Here is a 20,318-nt window from a genome sequence, read left to right on the forward strand (position 1 = left end):
TCTCCAGCTCTTGCTATTTTGCACATCTTAACTATTTGCATGACTGATTTTATTCTTTCCTTAATCTTCAAATGGCATCATTTCCAGTAATTTGAGTTTTCTAAACACTACTCTCGCCATAACTATAACTCTAATCTTTAGCTTTCTCTACTCTCTACTTTCATAACTGTGAAAAAATTTGGCGTCAGAGTATCATTGCTTCCATTTTTGATTACTCCAACTTTTCAAGTGCGAGTTTAATCTTTTTGTATCCAGCAATGTGATTAGAAAACTCAAATAACTGGCGACAAGCTAGAACAACACAAAAGATAAGAATATTCTCCAATATGGCAACTCCAAAAGTACAGTTAGTCGGCTTTGCTTCTCTTCCTGCTGACACTTTTTCTGATGGGCCAGTTTCTGGTCAAGGGATTTCCGCTAACGGTAGAACTGGCCCTTTCCCCGGACAGCCAATACAAGGTCTGAGTGGTGTCCAATTTGCTAACAATAACTCTTTCTATTTCCTCTCAGATAACGGCTACGGTGCTAAAGATAATAGTGCAGATTTCTTGTTGCGTATCCAACGTCTAGACCCCAGCTTTAAAGGGATAGAAAATGGTGATGGAACTGTCAAATTTTTAGATTATATCCAACTGTCTGACCCTAACAAAAAGGTTCCTTTTAAAATTACTAATGAAGGAACTAGCGAAAGACTATTAACTGGCGCAGACTTTGATATTGAGTCTTTTGTCATTGATAAAGACGGTTCATTTTGGGTGGGTGAAGAGTTCGGCCCTTACCTACTACATTTTGACAGCACTGGTAAATTATTAGAAGCTCCTGTTGCGACACCAGATACATTCAAAACTTTAGATGGAAAGGCTCCTGAAGTTCTTGGTCACAGGGGTGCAAGTGGCTTCCGTCCAGAACATACCATAGAAGCTTACAAACTAGCGATTGAACAAGGCGCGGATTTTATTGAGCCTGATTTGGTAGTCACTAAAGACGGTGTGTTGATTGCTCGTCATGAACCTGCTTTAGGAATTTTGAATGCTGATGGTAGCGTCAACCTCAGCAACACCACCACAGATGTTTATCAGCGTCCAGAGTTTGCTGACCGCTTGAAAACAGTCATTTTAGATGGAACTAAAGTTACCGGTTGGTTTGCGGAAGACTTCACTTTAGCTGAGATTAAACAACTGCGAGCAGTGGAGCGTTTACCGTTCCGCGACCAGTCTTTAAACGGTCAATTGGAAGTCCCCACCTTGACAGAAATCATTAATTTAGTCAAGGATGTGGAAGCAAAGACTGGGAAAAAAATTGGTATCTACCCTGAAACCAAGCACCCAACTTATACCCAACAAGAGGCGACTTATGTCGGGACTGACATCAAAATTAACCGCAATCTTGGTCAAATCCTGATTGATACACTCAAAGCTAATAACTTCACTGACCCTAGCCGCATTTTTATTCAGTCCTTTGAAGTTGGTAACTTAAAGGAACTGCATGATGTAATTATGCCAAAAGCTGGCGTAGATATCCCCCTGGTACAACTTTATGATGCCAGTGACATCGATATCAACGGCAAAATTATCGAAAATCGTCCCTATGACTTTGTGGTGAGTGGCGACCAACGCACCTATGGCGACTTGCGGACACCAGCAGGTTTAGCGGAAGTAGCAAAATATGCTGATGGTATCGGCCCTTGGAAGCGGATGATTATTAGCGTCAAGGGTACTGATGCTAATGGTGATGGTAGAGCCGATGATGTGAATGGGGATGGTGTGGTTAATGATGCTGACAAGACAACATTACCGCCTACTACCTTAGTTCAAGATGCTCACAAAGCAGGTTTGGTGGTTCATCCATACACTTTCCGCAATGAAGGTGTTTACTTAGCAGCAGATTACAAAGGTAATCCCGAATTAGAATATCAGCAGTTCATTCAACTAGGTGTGGATGCGTTCTTTACTGATTTCCCCATTACAGGAGATAAAGTACGGGATTTACTCAGTGACCCTCAGTATAGATTGGTTCGCTCTCCCCAAAACCCAGATGTTTTAGCGGGAAAAGCTGTAGCTAACTTGGGTGGTTCCAAAGGTTTTGAAGGCGCAGCCATCAACGCTAGCCAAACTAAAATCTACGCTATGTTGGAGGGAACAGTCCAGGGCGATGAAGCTGGTGCTTTGCGGATTAATGAATTTGATATTGCCAGCCGTAAGTACACTGATAAGAAACTGTACTATAAACTGGATAATCCTGCAAATGCGATCGGTGATTTGGCTGTCATTAATGATAATGAATACTTAGTGATTGAGCGGGATAATAATCAAGGCGCAGCCGCTAAGTTTAAGCGCATCTTCAAAATCGATTTGTCTAAAATAGATGCAAATGGCTATGTCGCTAAAGAAGAAGTTGCGGACTTGCTCAACATTGAAGACCCCAACGATTTGAATGGTGACGGAAAGACAACTTTTGACTTTCCATTCCAAACTATTGAAGATGTTTTAGTTATTGACAAAAATACCATTTTGGTAGCCAATGACAATAACTATCCTTTCTCTGTTGGTCGTCCTCCCGCAATAGATAATAATGAAATTCTGTTGCTGAGATTGGAGAAACCGCTGAATTTGGCTCCTGGTTTGGGTCAACCTGCAGCTTTAGATATTAAATTTGGTTCTCCTAATAGTGATGAAATTACTCTCAAGCCTGGACAAATATTACTCGCGGGCGATGGTGCAGACACTGTAGAGTCAAAAGGCAATAACACCATCATCACTGGTAGCGGTGATGACACGGTGTTTGTCGGCGGTAACTCAATTGTCTCGACAGGTGACGGTAACGACAGCGTGTTTGTGGGTGTCAATGGTGCTGCTAGTAATACCACTGTTGATGGTGGTGCTGGGAATGACCAACTCACTGTAGTACAAGCTGGCGGGATTAACAATCTCTTTGGCGCTGCGGGTAATGATACTCTGCAAGTCCTGGAAGGTTCCCGTCAAAACTTCTTCGGTGGTTCCGGTAACGACACCTTAATCAGCAACGGTAACAATAACCGTCTGTATGGTGGTTCTGGCGATGACAAGCTGTTCTCTAATACCAATGACTACCTGTTTGGTGGCGATGGCGATGATGTGTTATTCGCTGGGAAAGCTGGTGGTAATCGCTTGACTGGTGGCGCTGGTGCGGATCAGTTCTGGGTTGCTAATGCTAGTTTGCCAACGGCGAAGAATATTGTAACCGATTTTACAGCAGGTTTTGATGTCATTGGTATTGGCGGAGTTGCTGGCGTGAGTAAGTTTAGTGATATTACTCTGTTGCAACAAGGTAGTGATACTTTGGTGAAAGTTGGCACTACTGAAGTTGCTTCTTTGTTGGGAATTACATCTTCTAGTTTGACGGCGAGTAATTTTGCTTTCTCGGCTAGTGTGGTTGCTTAGTTCTGCTTTTTTAACGCAGAGGTGCGCTGAGGTTTTTTGAGGTTTTTTGACACTCCCACGGTTTCAAGCCGTGGGATTCTTCTAACCTACTCATAACCAGCTTTTGCGTTCAGTTGATTCTTACCTTTGTCTTGTCCATTAAAACTAGTTCAAGGAAATTTTATGGCTTTCAATAGTGTCGATCTGTCTACCTATGTCCGGGTCGGTCGGTATGACCTGCCCGAACCTACACGCACCACTGCACCTCCCAACAGTCTACTAGCTCAGGAAGTTTCGGCTGTCACCTACAACTGGGACACTGACACATTGTTCGTTGTTGGCGATGGTGGTACATCGGTTGTTCAAGTGACGAAGACTGGGCAATTGATCAACTCCATGACGTTGGCTCCTGGTAATAGTCCGCAAGGGACAGATTTCTATGATCCAGAAGGACTTACCTACGTTGGTGGCGGTAAGTTCGTATTAGTTGAGGAACGCGATCGCCAGGTTAGTTTGTTCACCTACGTACCAGACACGACGCTAACCAAAAGCGCCGTACAAACAGTAAAACTCGGCACAACAATCGGGAATATTGGGATTGAAGGTATATCCTATGACCCCCAGACGAGCGGATTCATCGCCGTCAAGGAAGTTACACCAGAAGGGATATTTCAAACGGGGATCGATTTTGCAGCGGGAACAGCGACAAATGGTTCGCCCACCACGGTGAACTCAACTAACCTTTTCGATCCAGCTTTAGCTGGTCTTGCGGACTTTGCAGATGTTTACGCATTGTCGAATCTACCATCTTTGAATGGGCAGGCTGATTCTAGCCACTTGTTGGTTTTGAGTCAAGAATCGGGCAAGATTGTTAACATCGATCGCACTGGCAAGATTTACAGTTCCCTGACTATTGTCTCCGATCCAGGTAATCCGTTGTCCGTTGCAGACCAGCAACATGAAGGACTGACGATGGACAAAAACGGTTATCTGTATGTAGTCAGCGAGAATGGTGGTGGAGATATCAATCACCCCCAACTTTGGGTCTACGCGCCAGCCTCAGTGACGCCTGTGAATCAAGCTCCCACCGCTGTAGTGCTGAACAATAAAGTTAATGCGATCGCCGAAAACACCAGCACTACCACACGGGTTAAAGTTGCAGACATTGCCATCACCGATGATAATCTGGGGACAAATATCCTCAGCTTGAGTGGAACAGATGCGAGTTTCTTTGAGATTTCGAGTAATGTGTTGTATCTCAAAGCCGGAACTGCTCTCAATTCCACAACCAAAGCCAGCTATGGTGTTACCGTCAATGTAGACGACACGACCGTTGGCACTACCCCAGATGCGACTACCACTTTTACCTTAGCGATCGCTAAGGCGCTAGCCCCCTCCACCTTGATCATCTCCGAGGTGACACCTTGGAGCAGCGGTAATAGCCCTTATGCTGCTGACTGGTTTGAGGTAACAAATACTGGCACCACTGCTGTGGACATCACGGGCTGGAAGGTCGATGATAACTCCAACTCCTTCGCGTCAGCAGTTGCACTCAACGGTGTCAATAGTATTGCCCCTGGGCAATCTGTCATCTTCATCGAAGGTGATACATCCACCGTTAGCGCCTTCAAGAGTGCATGGTTTGGTAACAATGTTCCCAGTGGTTTCACTATCGGTACTTACAGCGGTGCTGGTATCGGTCTGAGTACTGGCGGTGACGAGGTGAATCTCTTCGACGCGGCGGGAAACCGGATCACTGGCGTCAGCTTCGGGACATCTACTACAGGTTTCACGTTCGATAACAAGGCTGGACTGGGGAGCGCCACCCTCCCGCTTCCCACCATATCCACCTTGAGTGTCGCCGGAGTAAATGGTGCTTTCCTCGCGTCCGATGGGATAGAAACTGGCTCTCCAGGGAAAATCGTTAATGAATCTGTACTACCAACACTTAAATTTGGTAGCACAGGTGACGATAACCTAACAGTTGCACCCAATCAAACCTTCTTCAGTGGCGATGGCTCAGATATTATAGAGTCAAAAAGCAATAACACCATCATCACTGGTAGCGGTGAAGACACTGTATTTGTAGGCAGTAACTCTGTTGTCTCGACAGGTGACGGTAACGACAGCGTGTTTGTGGGTGTCAATGGTGCTGCTAGTAATACCACTGTTGATGGTGGTGCTGGGAATGACCAACTCACTGTAGTACAAGCTGGCGGGATTAACAATCTCTTTGGCGCTGCGGGTAATGATACTCTGCAAGTCCTGGAAGGTTCCCGTCAAAACTTCTTCGGTGGTTCCGGTAACGACACCTTAATCAGCAACGGTAACAATAACCGTCTGTATGGTGGTTCTGGCGATGACAAGCTGTTCTCTAATGTCAATGACTACCTGTTTGGTGGCGATGGCGATGATGTGTTATTCGCTGGGAAAGCTGGTGGTAATCGCTTGACTGGTGGCGCTGGTGCTGACCAGTTCTGGGTTGCTAATGCTAGTTTGCCAACTGCTAAGAATGTTGTAACCGATTTTACAGCAGGTTTTGATGTCATTGGTATTGGCGGGGTTGCTGGCGTGAGTAAGTTTAGTGATATTACTCTGTTGCAACAAGGTAGTGATACTTTGGTGAAAGTTGGCACTACTGAAGTTGCTTCTTTGTTGGGAGTGACTGCTGCTGGTTTGACGGCGAGTAATTTTGCTTTCTCGGCTAGTGTGGTTGCTTAGTTGTTAACGCTGAGTAGCAAATGTAGGGTGTGTTATGCCGTTCGCTTTTAACGTTCCCGCAGGGTAGCTAACGCACCATCCAAGACTTTCGGTGCGTTATGGACTTTAGTCTATAACGCACCCTACTACTTATCAATTATACAGCTAGGGGTACAACAATCGTTGTACCCTGATATCTTTATTTGTGCCGCGACGTTTCCTTGTTCCGTGCAGCCAAAAGCAGCTTCTGTCGTCCCAAAAATAACTTCTGCCGAGACATTTCCGTGTTTCGCGCAGCCAAAAGCAGCTTCTGTCGTCCCGGAAGCAACTTCTGTCGCCACATTTGTGTGTTTCGCGCAGCTAAAAGCAGCTTCTGTCGTCCCGGAAGCAACTTCTGTCGCCACATTTCCGTGTTTCGCGCAGCCAAAAGCAGCTTCTGTCGTCCCGGAAGCAACTTCTGTCGCCACATTTGTGTGTTTCGCGCAGCCAAAATTTTAGCTTAATCAGAATCTATCCTTAACCAAATCAAAACCTGTTGTCAATCTTTAATTTGTAAGCTTTGCTGGTTGGATGTATAAACACTATTTGTAAAAGCAAAAAAATTTACGTTTCTACAGCTAAATTCATACGGCGATTTTCGCGTCTATCTCTTGTGGGAGTAGCACTTGTAGCAACTGTGTGAAAAATTAATACCATCACAATCAAGCAATTGAGCGATCGCCCGCACAGGTTCAGTGTACTGTGGGGCTGTTTTGTCCGGTTAGAAAAGTTACATCCTGTAAATCTAGATTGGGTATGCGTCAGTAGGGATTGTGAGCACGCTTGACAAAGAGAGTGTGTAGATATACTCAAACAATTTGATGGCTTTGAGTACCCCTAAACCCTGATTATACATAAAGAATCATGGTGTTTTCACTAGGATTTATAAAAAGTTAGCTATTATTAGTAAGCCAGATATACATTAACTTCAGCAGTCTCAATGACAAATGACAAATGACAACCCAGATGAATAAACTTTATTCGCAGCAACCTACTTATAAATATCCACAGCTAAAAATTAATTTATGAAAATAAATATCAGATAAACCGCAATCAGTTGTACGGGGTGTATAACTCTTAATTACCAGCACTCCTAATCTTTGATGGATTTTTAACTTTATACTTGATACTGCAGATGACTTATATTAAAAACGCTTTTCAAGAATTCCTACATCAATTAGAAGGTGTTGACCAATTACCAAGCGAAGAAATCAATAATTTATCACAACAACTGCAAGCGTTTCGCTATCGCATTGGTCAGAAAATTATTGGTAAGGAAAGAATTCCTGATCGCATCACAATTATTTATGAGGGACAAGTACGGTTATTGGGATATGACCCGCAAACGCAACTACCAATTACTTTAAAATTACTCCAACCAGGGGCAATCTTAGGAGAAATTAGCTTGTTGCGTCAAGTCGCTTGTGAAACAGCGATCGCTTCCACGGAAGAAGCAGTATGTATTACCATACCAGCAGGTGAATATCTACGCCTCATCGATACATATCCTGATTTCGCCCAAATTCGTCAACAAGTACCGAGCGCAATCGAAGTTTTTGAGGTGTTGGGTTTACAGTTGGAACAGCGGGCTTTGGGTAGTGCAAATCTCAAGGAACTGACAGATCAAGCTTTATCGCAGGCTGAAGTATCCTACTTACGACCCGGTAAAACTGCTTTTTCCCAACTAGATAGCGCGAAAGTCTGGTTTGTGAGCGGCGGTGGTACTGTCACAAATTTTGCTGTTAATTCTCGGTTAGAATTTAGTGATGGCAGAGAAAATGCGATCGCTGTTTTAGGAAAAACTCCAGCGCGGTTAATTGGTTTATCTCCAGCAGATTTAGCTTTCCTTGATATTCAACAAGTACCGCTACCAGTTAACGAAGTTATCGCGGAAATTGTTGATGATGAAGAGTTAGATATTCCCTACGCATCTGAGGAAGAAATTCTCCCTCCTCCATCACATTTAACAGATAAAGATAAGCGGAAAAAATTTCCTTTTATTCAAGGAAAAGGTGAATTAAATTCCGCCTACGCTTGCTTCCAAATGGTTTGCAAATATTTGCAAATACCCTTTCGCCGCGAAGTTGTTCGCCGCATTTTAGTTGAACAAATGAAACGCCAAGGTAATTTGTCGTTTCAACTTTGTGCTTATTTAGGAGAATTAGTCGGACTCAAAGCCCAGCTAGTAGATATCCCTGCAGCTTCAATTACCCGCATCCCCACACCAGCACTAATCCGCTATGACGAGCATTATGCTGTGTTGTATGCAGCCGATGCAAATACTATGGTTGTGGGTGTACCATCCAAAGGAATTGTGCGTTGTAAGCCTGGGGAATTAATTAAACATTTAAATATTGATGAAACCAATTTACCGCCCCAGACGCGCATCTTACTCCTCTCGGCGACAAAAGAAACACCCCAAGAACGCTTTGGGCTGCGGTGGTTTTGGCCTTATTTATCACAACATCGGCGGGTATTGATAGAAGTATTTATTGCTTCCTTTTTTGTGCAATTAGCCGCCCTTGCTAACCCGTTGGTTATTCAGTTAATTATTGATAAAGTTATTGTGCAAAATAGTATCAATACCCTGAATGTATTGGGTGTATTGCTATTAGCAGTAGGTATATTTGAAGCAGTGATGACCACACTGCGGACTTATCTATTTGTGGATACCACTAACCGCATAGATATGGGTTTGGGTTCACAAATTATTGACCATTTATTGCGACTCCCACTCCGCTATTTTGAACGCCGACCAGTAGGGGAGTTATCAACTCGCATTAATGAATTAGAAAATATTCGTCAGTTTCTCACCGGTACAGCTTTAACAGTAGGGTTAGATGCGGTTTTCTCGGTAGTTTATATTGTGGTGATGCTGTTTTATAGTTGGGAACTGACCTTGGTAGGTTTGGGAACAATTCCTGTGTTTGTGATTATCACTTTAATTGCTTCTCCCACTGTGAGTAGACAACTGAGAACCAAAGCCGAACGCAACGCCGAGACGCAATCTTATTTAGTTGAGGTGATGTCAGGGATTCAAACAGTCAAAGCACAAAATATTGAACTGCGATCGCGTTTTTCTTGGCAAGAGCGTTATGCTCGTTATGTAGCAGCAGGTTTTAAAACTGTCGTCACCTCCACCCTCGCCAATTCGGCTAGTAACTTCCTCAACAAACTCAGTAGTTTATTAGTGTTATGGGTAGGCGCTTATTTAGTTCTTAAAGGTGATTTAACTTTAGGAGAATTAATCGCTTTTAGAATTATCTCCGGTTACGTCACCAGCCCCATATTACGCCTAGCTCAAATTTGGCAAAGTTTCCAAGAAACAGCATTATCTTTGGAACGATTAAGCGATATTGTCGATACACCCCAAGAAGCAGAAATTGACCGTCAAAATATTCCCTTACCTGCAGTTGTTGGTGCAGTAAAATATGAAAACATTTCCTTCCGATTTGTCCCCAACGGCCCGCTACAACTAGCCAACGTCAATTTAGAAGTCGCTGCGGGGACATTTGTCGGCATTGTCGGTCAGAGTGGATCGGGTAAAAGTACAATGATGAAATTACTGCTGAGACTTTATGATGCTGAGTCTGGCAGAATTTTAATTGATGGTTACGACATTGCCAAAGTTGAACTGTATTCTTTGCGACGCCAAATTGGTGTAGTTCCCCAAGACCCCTTGTTGTTTGACGGTACTGTCCAAGAAAACATCGCCCTCACCAACCCCGACGCGACTACCGAAGAAATTATCGAAGCTGCTCGCATCGCTGCTGCCCACGAGTTTATCATGAACTTGCCCAATGGCTATAACACCCGCGTTGGCGAGCGGGGAGCAGGGTTATCAGGTGGACAAAGACAAAGAATAGCGATCGCCCGTTCTGTCCTCCAAAGGCCAAAACTATTAGTTTTAGACGAAGCTACCAGCGCCCTCGATTATCCCACAGAGCGTCAAGTCTGTCTCAATCTCGGCAGTAGTTTCCAGGGTAGCACTGTATTTTTTATCACCCATAGACTGAACACCGTCAGTAATGCAGATATCATAGTAGTGATGGACGGTGGGAGGATTATCGAACAAGGAAGCCACAAGGAATTGATGGCTGCTAGAGGTCATTATTTTTATCTTTATCAGCAACAAGAAGTTAATTTGTAATTGAGCATTTGTCATTCTTCCATTCCCTATTCCCCACTCCTCAAACTTTATGACTCAACTAAATGGAAACAATTTTAATAGCAATCGAAATGACAGCAAGCAAGATGTCAAAGTAGCTTCATCCCTAGCGAAATCTCCCAAGGAATCTTTAGTCAACTTCCGCGAAGCCGAATTTGATCAATCAATTGTCCTGCGACAATCTCCCATTTGGTCACGCACTATTATGGTGACGATGATGGTTTTAGCTTGTTTTGGGATAGCGTGGGCTTGTTTAGCAAAAATTGAACAAGTAGTACCAGCAACAGGTCAACTAAAGCCACAAGGAACAGTGAAAGAAGTACAAGCCCCTATTAGTGGAGTGGTGAAAAAAGTTTTTGTCAAAGATGGAGATCAAGTTAAACCAGGACAATTGCTGTTAACTTTTGATTCCATTGCGACAATCGCTGAATTAAATTCATTAAGAAGTATCCGGGCTGCATTAAATAGAGAAAATCAGATTTATCGTCAACTAATGCAAGCTAGTGACGGTACAAATTCTGAATTAGGATTTTTAACTAGCAGATTACCAATAGAAGTTGCTTTCTTGCTGAAAAGTCGGTCAGCTTTAGTTTCAGAGAATGAATTATTGCGGACTGAACTCGCAAAATCTACTACTGGTGCTGGGGGAAGCGATGAACAAAAACGCTTACAAGTTGCTAAAAGAGAATTAGATTCCCGTTCCGCAGCAGCGAGGTTAGATGTTGAGCAAATCAAAAAACAACTAGCTCAAACTCAAGTGAAAATCCAGGATACTAAAGCTAGTTTAGCTATCCAACAGCATATTTTTGATAAATTGAAAACCTTAGCGACGGAAGGTGGAATTTCTCAACTGCAATATCTCAATCAACAACAACAAGTACAGAACCTAGCTGCAGAAATCAAGCAATTAACCGAAGAAGAACAACGCCTGCGATATGATATTGAGCAAGGACAAGAACAGTTAACTAATACGGTAGCAGTTTCTGATAAAAGTATTGTCGAAAAGATAGCTGATAATAAAAAGCGCATCGCTGACCTTGATAGTCAATTCCAAAAAATAGCATTGGATAATGAACAACGTTTAGCAGATATTAATAGCAAAATTGCTCAAACCAAATTAAACGTTACATATCAAGAATTGCGCGCCCCAGTAGGAGGGACAATTTTTGATTTACAAGCTAAATACCCTGGCTTTGTCGCTAATTCCACACAAAAAATTCTGCAAATAGTACCGAAAGAAGACTATATCGCTGAAGTTTTCATTACTAACAAAGATATTGGTTTTGTTCGTAAGGGAATGAAAGTAGATGTCAGAATCGACTCCTTCCCTTTTAGTGAATTCGGCGATATCAAAGGAGTCGTCGATGGTATCGGTTCCGATGCTCTCCCTCCAGACCAAACCCATCAATATTATCGCTTTCCAGCCAAAGTGAAACTAGAAAAACAATATCTGACAACTCAAGGTAAAAATATTACTTTGCAGTCAGGGATGTCAATTACCGCTAATATTAAAGTCCGTGAAGAACGGACTGTTATCAGCTTATTCACCGAGATGTTTACCAAGCAAATCGAGAGCCTTAATGAAGTGCGTTAGTAGGGGCGGGGTTTTCTCGCCTTGATTTTGACAAAACAATGAGTAGGGGCGAACGGTTGTTCGCCCTTTTCGGTTCAAAGAGCAAATAAGTTCCCCCTAGCCCCTCTACAATTGTGCGGGTGTTCGCAATCATCATTTTTTGATAGCTTTCCCCTTCGCTTCCTGGTTCGCCAATATCATCTGCATGAAGTTTTCTTTCAGAAACTTTCACTTGTGCATCTTTTGCTGTATCTTGTATTATCTGGGTGTCTGTTGTCGTCTCGGCAAAAGCTACCGGCACTCGATTTTTTTGAATACTTTTCGTTAAGCTTTTAACTCTTGCAGATGAAGGTTTTTGTTCGGTGCTCAAACCCTCTAGTGTACCTGCTAATGAAAGTCCATAAGCTTTAGCATAATAACTAAATGCATTATGAGCGGTAACTAACTTTCTCCGCTTGGGAGGAATACTCGCAATTCTGGACTTTATCCAGCGGTCTAACTGAGTTAATTCATTAATAATTGCCTGCTTTTTGTTATTATAACTGGCAGCATTACTAGCATCTAGTTTAGTCAAGCTATTACTAATTACTCCCACCATTTTTATCCCATTCTTAGCATCAAGCCATACATGAGGATCACTGACTCTTTTACCACTTTCTAGAAATTGTTGTGGTTTAGGAACTGCAATCTGTCCTACAGCTATTTTTGGTGTAGTGCTTTTAGTTGCTTTAATGGTTTTGATTAGCCCAGGTTCTAAATTATAGCCATTATATAAAATCAAATTAGCTTGTTCAATAGCTTTGCGGTCTTCTGGTGTGGGGCGATAGACATGGGGGTCTACACCAGGAGAAATTAAGCAGGTAAGGTTAATTGTAGTTTCCGCAATTTGTTTAGTTAAATCACATAATACACTTGTGGTAGCTACGACCTTAGGTAGATTAGTAGTTATTTTAGTAGTTTGAGTAAATGAAGTGTTAGCAGCTTGTTTTCCACAACCAAAAAAGCCTATGGAAATCGCTAATAGAGCCACATGTAAAGCATTAATTTTCAGTAATTTTTTTGGCATCATTTACTTTTAGTAATTGGCGATTAACGATATAATTGTTATTAGGTATAAACGTTGAATGACAACATCTCTACAGTAATTCGTCATTATGCCCAAATTATCGGCGGAGAATCGTATTGAGTGTTACGCTCCTGCAAAGATAAGTCATGAAATTTATAGCTGTTTGAATAAGTGGTAACAAATTTGGACTAGCAAACCCATGATATCGGATAAATAACTTGTGTTGTGAACTACAGAACTTGTGTAACGATGTTTTCCCAGTTCGATGAGGTATGATCAATAAAAATCTATGCCTCTAACACCAAAAATAATTGTCGAATTTCGAGATGTCGGCTTTGAAATTAATCGCCGGACGCTTCTATCTGGCTTGAATCTCACCATCCATCAAGGAGAAGCCCTTGTATTACTAGGGCGCAGTGGTAGCGGTAAGACCACCAGCTTAAAATTGATTAATCGCCTACTCATACCCACTCAAGGACAAGTTTTAGTTAGCGATCGCCCCACTACTGAATGGAATCCGATACAATTACGGCGACGGATCGGTTATGTGATCCAAGACATTGGCTTGTTTCCTCACTTCAATATTGGTGAAAATGTCGCACTTGTCCCCTCCCTGGAAAAGTGGACACAACCAGACATTGAGGCGCGAGTTTATAAGATGTTAAGTTTGGTGGGTTTAGAGCCAGAAATCTTTACTCAACGCTATCCTCATCAATTATCTGGTGGTCAGCGTCAGCGTGTGGGTGTGGCTAGGGCTTTAGCCGCTGATCCGCCTATATTATTGATGGATGAACCTTTTGGCGCCCTCGACCCCATCACTCGTTTAGAATTGCAAAAACAATTCCACTACTTGCAAAAACAATTAGGAAAAACGGTGATTTTCGTCACCCATGATATTCAAGAAGCTTTCTTTTTGGCAACTCGAATTGGGTTAATGTATGAAGGAAATCTAGTTTTCTTGGGTACAAAAGCCGAGTTTCTCCAATCCCAACACCCAGAAGCACAAGCTTTTGTTGCTTGTTTACACGCTTGGGAAAATGAAGAAACAGCTTGAATAAAGGAGATAGCTTTGTTTTTCAGTCAATACGCTCCCGAAATTCTCCTCCGCACCGGGGAACACTTGGTATTAGTGGCGATCGCTATGGTAGTGGCGATCGCGATCGGTATTCCTGCAGGAATTCTAATTACTCGTCAACCGCAACTCGCTCCACCCATTCTCGCCCTAGCGAACGCCATTCAAACCATTCCCAGTTTAGCCATCTTTGGTTTCCTCATTTCCGTCCCCTTTGTGGGAGGAATTGGTAAAACTCCGGCGATCGTCGCCTTGATTTTGTATGCTTTATTACCTCTAATTCGCAACACTTATATCGGGATTAACGGCGTTGATCCAGCGATTCGAGAAGCGGGACGGGGAATGGGGATGACAGACAAGCAATTGCTGTTTCAGGTAGAAATTCCCCTAGCTTTAGGAGTGATTTTGGCGGGAGTCAGGGTAGCCACGGTTATATCAGTAGGAATTGCTACCATTGCTGCAGCGATCGGCGGTGGTGGATTGGGAATATTTATTTTTCGAGGAATTTCTACCGTTAACAATCAATTAATTCTCGCCGGCGCCATCCCCGCTGCTTTTGTCGCCCTTGGTGCAGATTTAATCTTGGGCTGGATAGAGAAACGACTCACACAACAAAGAGATAAAAAAATAAAAATTAATCGCTCTTTTATTGTTCCTTTAGGAATAGTAACTTTATTAATTATCGGCTTAATTGCCCTCGCCCTGCGACCAACATCACCAACAATTATTATCGGCTCCAAAAACTTCACCGAGCAAATTATTTTAGGAGAATTACTAGCTCAACAAATAGAATCTCATACTCAATTAAAAGTTGACCGCCGTTTTAATTTAGGGGGGACTTTTGTTTGTCATGAAGCAGTGAAAACAGGACAAATCGCTGGCTATGTGGAATATACAGGAACAGCATTCACCGCTGTCTTGAAAAATAAACCTATTACCAATCCTCAATTATTGTATGACCAAGTTAAACAAGAATACGACCAAAAATATCAATTAGCAGTCATGTCACCTTTAGGATTTAGCAGCACCTTCGCTATGATTATCCGGGGTGAAGATGCGAAAAAATGGCAAATTAAAACCCTTTCAGAAGTTGCTAAATATACACCACAAATGCAAGCAGGTTTTGGTTATGAATTTCTCGAACGGGAAGATGGTTATCCAGGGTTAGCCAAAACTTATAACTTAAAATTTATCAAACCTCCCCGACAAATGGAATTAGGATTGATGTATCAAGCCTTAACCCAAAAGAAAGTAGACTTAATCGCCGCTAATTCTACAGATGGTTTAATTCCAGTATTAAAATTAGTTGTTTTAGAAGATGATAAAAAATATTTTCCGCCCTACGACGCTATACCCGTTTTCCATCAAGCAACACTGCAAAAATATCCAGAATTAGGAAAAGCAATTAATCAATTAGCGGGTTTAATTTCCACAGCAGAAATGCAGAAAATGAATTATCAAGTTGACAATCAATCTCGTCCCGCAGAGCAAGTTGTCAAGGATTTTCTGCAGTCTAAAAGCAAATCTTAACTAAGATTTTATCTTTATACACGACAAAAGAATAATTACGCAAGAAGTCTAATCACCACCACATTGTCCCTGGTTCACCTTTAAACGGCCCGACAATATCAGCAGTAATCCATCCCCCATAGAAATTACCCGGTTGGGGAGTCACCAGTTCGTCATTCACATAACAAGCATCCATTAAATTAGGATAAAAAGCAAAGTGTTCTTGAATAGCAATAAAATCAGGCGTAGGGTCATAATATTGCCAAGTAGCATTCTGCAAATATTTATCACCTATAGACACATCATAATATTGCGATCGCCCTTTCCATTCACACACACTTTTTCTCGGCGTCACGATTAAATACTCTAACTTTACATCTTCAGGTGGAACGTAATAAACAGGAGGATGGCTAGTTTCTAAAACTCTTTTAGCTTTACTTGTTTCTGCTAAAACCACCCCATTACATATAACTCGAATGTGTTTGTTGCTATCTTCCCAACGAGCAGGACGCGGATAATCCCAGACTGATTCTTGACCGGGTTGTGGTGGAATAGGATGAGGTTTCATAGTTTGGTAACTGGTATACCAGAGTAATTGATGTTTTTGATCGAGTCCCAAACTTCTGTCATATTAATCCTAAAAGTGAACTTTTGATTGAGAAAAAGCCCTCAAGCTTGACAAAGAATTAACCCAAACCACTGTTGAGAATCTGTCCAATTTTTCACAGGTTTTAGTCCTTGTGCTGCTAGTTGTTGCTGCATATTTTCTAAATCAAACTTGCGAGAAATTTCCGTGAGAATGCTTTCTCCGGCTTGGAACGAAACCTGTAAATTGAGAATATCTAAAGATACCAGATGATTTGTTTGGGAATGGAGATACATTTCAATCTGGTGCTCTACTTGATTATAAATAGCTTGATGGGTAAACAAACTCAAATCAAAATTCCCTTGAAAACGCCAATTTAAATGAGCCAGCATGTTTAAATTAAAAGCAGCAGTTACTCCCTGGCTATCGTTATAAGCTGCTTCTAAAATTTCTTTGGGTTTTTGCAAATCAATTCCCAAAAGAAAGTAATCACCGGGATTTAGAGTCTCAGCAATTTGATGTAAGAAATGCTCACACTCCTGTGGATTAAAATTCCCTAGAGAACTTCCAAGAAAAAAGACCAACCGTGGTGACGGGTGCGTAGACTTTAAATAAACTAAAGCTTGCTCGTAAGTTCCTAATAATCCTTGAATGAAAAAATTAGGATATTTTTGCTGTAGCTGGATGACACTAGTTTTAAGAATTCCTCCACTAACATCTATCGGTAAATATCTACCAGAATCAGCAATTTTTTGATAAGCATCTAATAGCGAACGAGTTTTAGTAGAACTCCCACTACCTAATTCTACTAGTTCACAGTTGCCTATAATGCTAGCAATCTCATCAGCATATTGACTCAAAATATTAGCTTCTGTTCGAGTCGGATAATATTCGGGTAATTCACAGATTTGTTCAAATAGTTCTGAACCACGGTCATCGTAAAAGTATTTGGGTGGTAAGGTTTTATGAGTTTGAGTTAATCCTTGAATGACATCTTCTCCATCATTATTGAGAGCTTGATATTGCTCATCAAGAACTGTCAAAGTTTTTATTAACATTTTGTGATTTACTCAGTTTGGGTATGTCAGAATTAGGTAATTTCTAAGAGAAATGATCTACATTTTGAATTACATAGCATTCACGTCTCGAGCAATCCTAAAACCAGCATGTTGATAAAAGTAAGGGCGAAACCAGTTACGATAAGTTGGTAATGCCATTGCGCCATTAGTCGCCCAGGAACCACCAACCATCATTTGATGTTTACCATCAAAAAAAGGTGCTGCTTGGTCTTGGTAAAGGGGATGGGGTTGAAATCCTGGTAAGGGATTGAATGTGTCTCTCAGCCATTCCCAAACGTTACCCCGTAAGTCATCAACACCGGAATTACTGTTAGTTGATGATAACATTCCTCCGGGGCTAGGAGAAATAAATTTTAAGTTGAGATTGTAGTTATTTGAGCGGTGTTTTTCAGAAAAAAGTAAAGCTTGATTCCATTCAGCTTCGCTCATTAAACGTGTGTTATTACCTTTCCAATTGCAAAATGCGATCGCTTCGTAGTAATTAACTTCTACAGGCCAATCTAGCGGTAAGTCTAATTGATCGAATATTGCTCGATAGCGGTAGCCATCCTGCGTAGGTAGCCAAAATCTGGGATGATGTACATTGTGGTGTTGTTTCCATGCCAAAGATTCAGGATTCCAGTAATCTGGACGATCATAACCGCCTGCTGTCACAAACTGGAGAAACTCTCCGTTAGTTACCAGATACTGACTAGCTAAAAATGGCTTAACTTCCACAGTGCGATCGCCATATTCACTATCCCACCCAAAAGTAGAATCATCAAGAGATTTTCCTAATTTCACCACACCACCAGGAATCGCCCGCATTTGATTGTAAGCAACTTCACCACTGCTAGGTGCATAATTCCAGCCCTGGGGACGCTTCAACCGTTCCACAGGTAATTGTCGCAACAGCATCGAAGAAGTTTCAAAATGAATTCGGCTATGTTCTATCCCCATTAATAAAGCCCAAAAAGGATGCTGTTGATTAATAGGGAAATTTAGAGGAGTATTTTCAATTACGGCTGTAATTTCTTCTCTGGCTTGATCTCGATATTGCCAAACTTTTTCTACATCCGGCCAGCAAACCCCTTTCATAGCTGCGTCTAGTTCTGTGGGTGTTTCTGGATCAACTCCAATTTCAAACAGAGTTTCAAATTTTGAATTAATACGATTTTTGATTAAACCAACAGCAATTAATTTATTAATGAAAAAGACTGCTGAATGACCAAGATAAAAAATTAAACGGTTTCTTAAAGGATCAGGATTGAGGTAAAAAGTTTCCTCCCCAACCAAACTTTTCATCAGGGTTTCTTCTAATTCCCATGAACTATCAAAGTAGTTGAGCAGAGTTTTGGCACTGCAGTAATCGAGCCTGGGGACTTGATATGATACGAATTTCTCAAGTTTTGACGCTATAACCATGATATTATTCAATCTTTGTATCCGGGGCAATCATACAATTTATTGCTCCATGCTTCTCAACATTTAACCTTAACTAATTTCTGAGATGATTTAACTGAGAAATAGTTACTTAACAGCGTTTATCGTTCAATCTCTACATTTATCACCTCAGGTATACACTTCTCAAATGTATAAGTTAATTTCATACACCTTAATTACCAAGTATTTTTAGATGATTGCATAAAATAGTTAAGGCACTGCAAGTAATGCTTACAGTGCCTCTAGAAATCATAACTTTTAGTTGATTAAAAACCGACAGATGGCAACTTTCCTTGTAACATCTCAAATTTAGCTTGAACACACGTAGCACAACTACAACCCACTTGATCCATGATGGGATTAGATGCAGTAGCTAAATTTGGTGCAACCAAATCGGGTACAAGTTGTGTCGTATCTACAGATTTTATACTAGATGCCTGAGCCGGATTGCCTAGCAATAGCACAGACGCCAGAAAAACAGGACAAGCAAGCAAAATCAATTTAGCTATGTTCATAGTCAAAATTATGGGACTGTTGGTGATACAGCATAGCCAATAAATTAGCTACATTCAACCGTTTGTGTCAGCGTTTTATCTTTAGTTCATGTCCTCACCCTCACCTATGTGGCTACCGCCCTCACGCCTATTTCCGCCCAAAACCTTGACCCCGCAAGGCTTTAGACCAAATCATCAATTCGCCGCTTTCACCACCTGCAGCGATAAATTTGCCTTGGGGGTGCCAAGCTAAACAAGAAAAACCTGTAGCAGTACCTGTCAATACTTGGGATACATTCTCGGCTTGATTCCACAAACATAACCAACCATCTGCAGCAGCGGAAGCGAGGAGAAAGCTTTGAGGTGCAAAAGCGATCGCATTAATCACATTTACATGGTTAGTTAAGATTCTCGCCTCCCAACCTGCAGCTTCATCTTCTAGTTTTTCCCACACCACAATTCCTTCAACGCTAGAAGAGGCGAGAATGGGTGCACCAACTTTGGTAGTAGCTTCTGACCAAGCTAACTGACGAATTTTCCCAGGAAAACCCCGCATTACCCAAGGATCAGGGTTTCCCCATTCCAACACAGTGACGCTGCGATCCATGTTGCCAGAAGCGAGGAAATTGCCGTCAGGCGACCAAGCCATTGCTACACTGACGGTGGGCATGGAAAGAAAATAGGGTTCCTCGTCCCAGTTTTGAGTCTCCCAAATCTTCACCCCTTGATATCCACCAATCGCTAAATACTGCCCATCTCTGCGCCAATCAATACTTAATACAGATGAGTTTTCAAAATTCAAAGTATTGACAATTTCTTGGGTTTGTGCATCCCATACTTGCACATAACGCCCCAAACTAAAAGCTAGTTGATTACTGGTGTGATTCCAAGCTAACTGATCAACCCAAGCGGGAGCATTTTCTAAAGTAGCGATTAATTCTAGCGATCGCCAAATCTTGACTTGTCCATCCTGTCCCCCAACCGCTAAAAATTGCCCATCCTGAGAAAAAGCAATGCAGTCTGCTGATTGACCGTTACCAGTCTGCAAAGTTGTGATTTGACCGTCGCTCCATACTACCACCTCCCCAGCGGCAGAAGTTGCAGCCAGAGTTGTACCATCAGGCGACCAAGCGATCGCTCTGACATAATCTGCAAGTTTCCCTGAATAATGATCTTCAAATTCCTTCAATTTACTGGTTGTGGTGTTCATAT

General features: G+C 41.9%; 13 protein-coding genes. 6 read left to right on the forward strand and 7 right to left on the reverse strand.

Annotation, left to right across the window (positions count from 1 at the left end; genetic code table 11):
* The first annotated feature begins 314 nt into the window (after positions 1-314).
* Positions 315-3,419, forward strand: a complete 3,105-nt coding sequence (locus MIC7126_RS0123630; protein WP_476602689.1) for an esterase-like activity of phytase family protein — start codon at positions 315-317, stop codon at positions 3,417-3,419.
* Positions 3,420-3,581: 162 nt separating this feature from the next.
* Complete coding sequence (locus MIC7126_RS28240; RefSeq protein ID WP_017655606.1) at positions 3,582-6,119, forward strand: SdiA-regulated domain-containing protein; 2,538 nt, start codon at positions 3,582-3,584, stop codon at positions 6,117-6,119.
* A 125-nt stretch (positions 6,120-6,244) separates the two neighbouring features.
* On the opposite strand, the gene MIC7126_RS28250 is transcribed toward MIC7126_RS28240, so the two are convergent.
* Positions 6,245-6,565 carry a hypothetical protein gene (locus MIC7126_RS28250; RefSeq protein WP_017655607.1) on the reverse strand — a complete coding sequence of 107 codons (321 nt, stop codon included), beginning with the start codon at positions 6,563-6,565 and terminating at the stop codon, positions 6,245-6,247.
* A gap of 707 nt (positions 6,566-7,272) precedes the next feature.
* Here MIC7126_RS28250 and MIC7126_RS0123645 point away from each other — a divergent pair.
* The gene (locus MIC7126_RS0123645) at positions 7,273-10,287 is read left to right on the forward strand and encodes a peptidase domain-containing ABC transporter (RefSeq protein WP_017655608.1); all 3,015 of its coding nucleotides are present in this window, start codon (positions 7,273-7,275) and stop codon (positions 10,285-10,287) included.
* Positions 10,288-10,336: 49 nt separating this feature from the next.
* Positions 10,337-11,899, forward strand: a complete 1,563-nt coding sequence (locus MIC7126_RS0123650; RefSeq protein WP_017655609.1) for a beta-barrel domain-containing protein — start codon at positions 10,337-10,339, stop codon at positions 11,897-11,899.
* Here MIC7126_RS0123650 and MIC7126_RS0123655 read toward each other — a convergent pair.
* Positions 11,883-12,944, reverse strand: coding sequence for a metal ABC transporter solute-binding protein, Zn/Mn family (locus tag MIC7126_RS0123655; RefSeq protein ID WP_017655610.1), 1,062 nt, complete (start codon positions 12,942-12,944; stop codon positions 11,883-11,885). The genes MIC7126_RS0123650 and MIC7126_RS0123655 overlap by 17 nt on opposite strands.
* Before the next feature lie 289 nt (positions 12,945-13,233).
* Between MIC7126_RS0123655 and MIC7126_RS0123660 the strand changes: the two genes are divergently transcribed.
* Both MIC7126_RS0123660 and MIC7126_RS0123665 read left to right on the forward strand, forming a co-directional pair.
* Positions 13,234-13,998 carry an ATP-binding cassette domain-containing protein gene (locus MIC7126_RS0123660; RefSeq protein ID WP_017655611.1) on the forward strand — a complete coding sequence of 255 codons (765 nt, stop codon included), beginning with the start codon at positions 13,234-13,236 and terminating at the stop codon, positions 13,996-13,998.
* 15 nt (positions 13,999-14,013) lie between these two features.
* Positions 14,014-15,546 carry a glycine betaine ABC transporter substrate-binding protein gene (locus MIC7126_RS0123665; protein ID WP_017655612.1) on the forward strand — a complete coding sequence of 511 codons (1,533 nt, stop codon included), beginning with the start codon at positions 14,014-14,016 and terminating at the stop codon, positions 15,544-15,546.
* Between the two features lie 52 nt (positions 15,547-15,598).
* On the opposite strand, the gene MIC7126_RS0123670 is transcribed toward MIC7126_RS0123665, so the two are convergent.
* From MIC7126_RS0123670 to MIC7126_RS0123690, 5 genes are all read right to left on the reverse strand, one after another.
* Positions 15,599-16,093: a DUF427 domain-containing protein gene (locus MIC7126_RS0123670; protein ID WP_026100490.1), complete on the reverse strand. Its 495-nt coding sequence runs from the start codon at positions 16,091-16,093 to the stop codon at positions 15,599-15,601.
* Positions 16,094-16,194: 101 nt separating this feature from the next.
* Positions 16,195-17,169 carry an L-histidine N(alpha)-methyltransferase gene (gene egtD, locus MIC7126_RS0123675; RefSeq protein ID WP_017655614.1) on the reverse strand — a complete coding sequence of 325 codons (975 nt, stop codon included), beginning with the start codon at positions 17,167-17,169 and terminating at the stop codon, positions 16,195-16,197.
* A 69-nt stretch (positions 17,170-17,238) separates the two neighbouring features.
* On the reverse strand, positions 17,239-18,594 hold the full coding sequence (gene ovoA, locus MIC7126_RS0123680; RefSeq protein WP_026100491.1) for a 5-histidylcysteine sulfoxide synthase: 1,356 nt from the start codon (positions 18,592-18,594) through the stop codon (positions 17,239-17,241).
* Positions 18,595-18,878: 284 nt separating this feature from the next.
* Positions 18,879-19,127 (reverse strand): hypothetical protein, encoded by a 249-nt coding sequence (locus MIC7126_RS0123685; RefSeq protein ID WP_017655616.1) that lies wholly within the window; start codon positions 19,125-19,127, stop codon positions 18,879-18,881.
* A 127-nt stretch (positions 19,128-19,254) separates the two neighbouring features.
* Positions 19,255-20,316 (reverse strand): WD40 repeat domain-containing protein, encoded by a 1,062-nt coding sequence (locus MIC7126_RS0123690; protein WP_017655617.1) that lies wholly within the window; start codon positions 20,314-20,316, stop codon positions 19,255-19,257.
* Positions 20,317-20,318 lie beyond the last annotated feature (2 nt).

It is taken from the genome of Fortiea contorta PCC 7126 (genome assembly GCF_000332295.1).
Lineage (GTDB): Bacteria > Cyanobacteriota > Cyanobacteriia > Cyanobacteriales > Nostocaceae > Fortiea > Fortiea contorta.

Coding starts and splice junctions, on each gene's coding strand:
- MIC7126_RS28240 (WP_017655606.1), top strand. CDS start 3,582: ATGGCTTTCAATAGTGTCGATCTGTCTACCTATGTCCGGGTCGGTCGG.
- MIC7126_RS0123645 (WP_017655608.1), top strand. CDS start 7,273: ATGACTTATATTAAAAACGCTTTTCAAGAATTCCTACATCAATTAGAA.
- MIC7126_RS0123650 (WP_017655609.1), top strand. CDS start 10,337: ATGACTCAACTAAATGGAAACAATTTTAATAGCAATCGAAATGACAGC.
- MIC7126_RS0123655 (WP_017655610.1), bottom strand. CDS start 12,944: ATGCCAAAAAAATTACTGAAAATTAATGCTTTACATGTGGCTCTATTA.
- MIC7126_RS0123660 (WP_017655611.1), top strand. CDS start 13,234: ATGCCTCTAACACCAAAAATAATTGTCGAATTTCGAGATGTCGGCTTT.
- MIC7126_RS0123670 (WP_026100490.1), bottom strand. CDS start 16,093: ATGAAACCTCATCCTATTCCACCACAACCCGGTCAAGAATCAGTCTGG.
- egtD (WP_017655614.1), bottom strand. CDS start 17,169: ATGTTAATAAAAACTTTGACAGTTCTTGATGAGCAATATCAAGCTCTC.
- ovoA (WP_026100491.1), bottom strand. CDS start 18,594: ATGGTTATAGCGTCAAAACTTGAGAAATTCGTATCATATCAAGTCCCC.
- MIC7126_RS0123685 (WP_017655616.1), bottom strand. CDS start 19,127: ATGAACATAGCTAAATTGATTTTGCTTGCTTGTCCTGTTTTTCTGGCG.
- MIC7126_RS0123690 (WP_017655617.1), bottom strand. CDS start 20,316: ATGAACACCACAACCAGTAAATTGAAGGAATTTGAAGATCATTATTCA.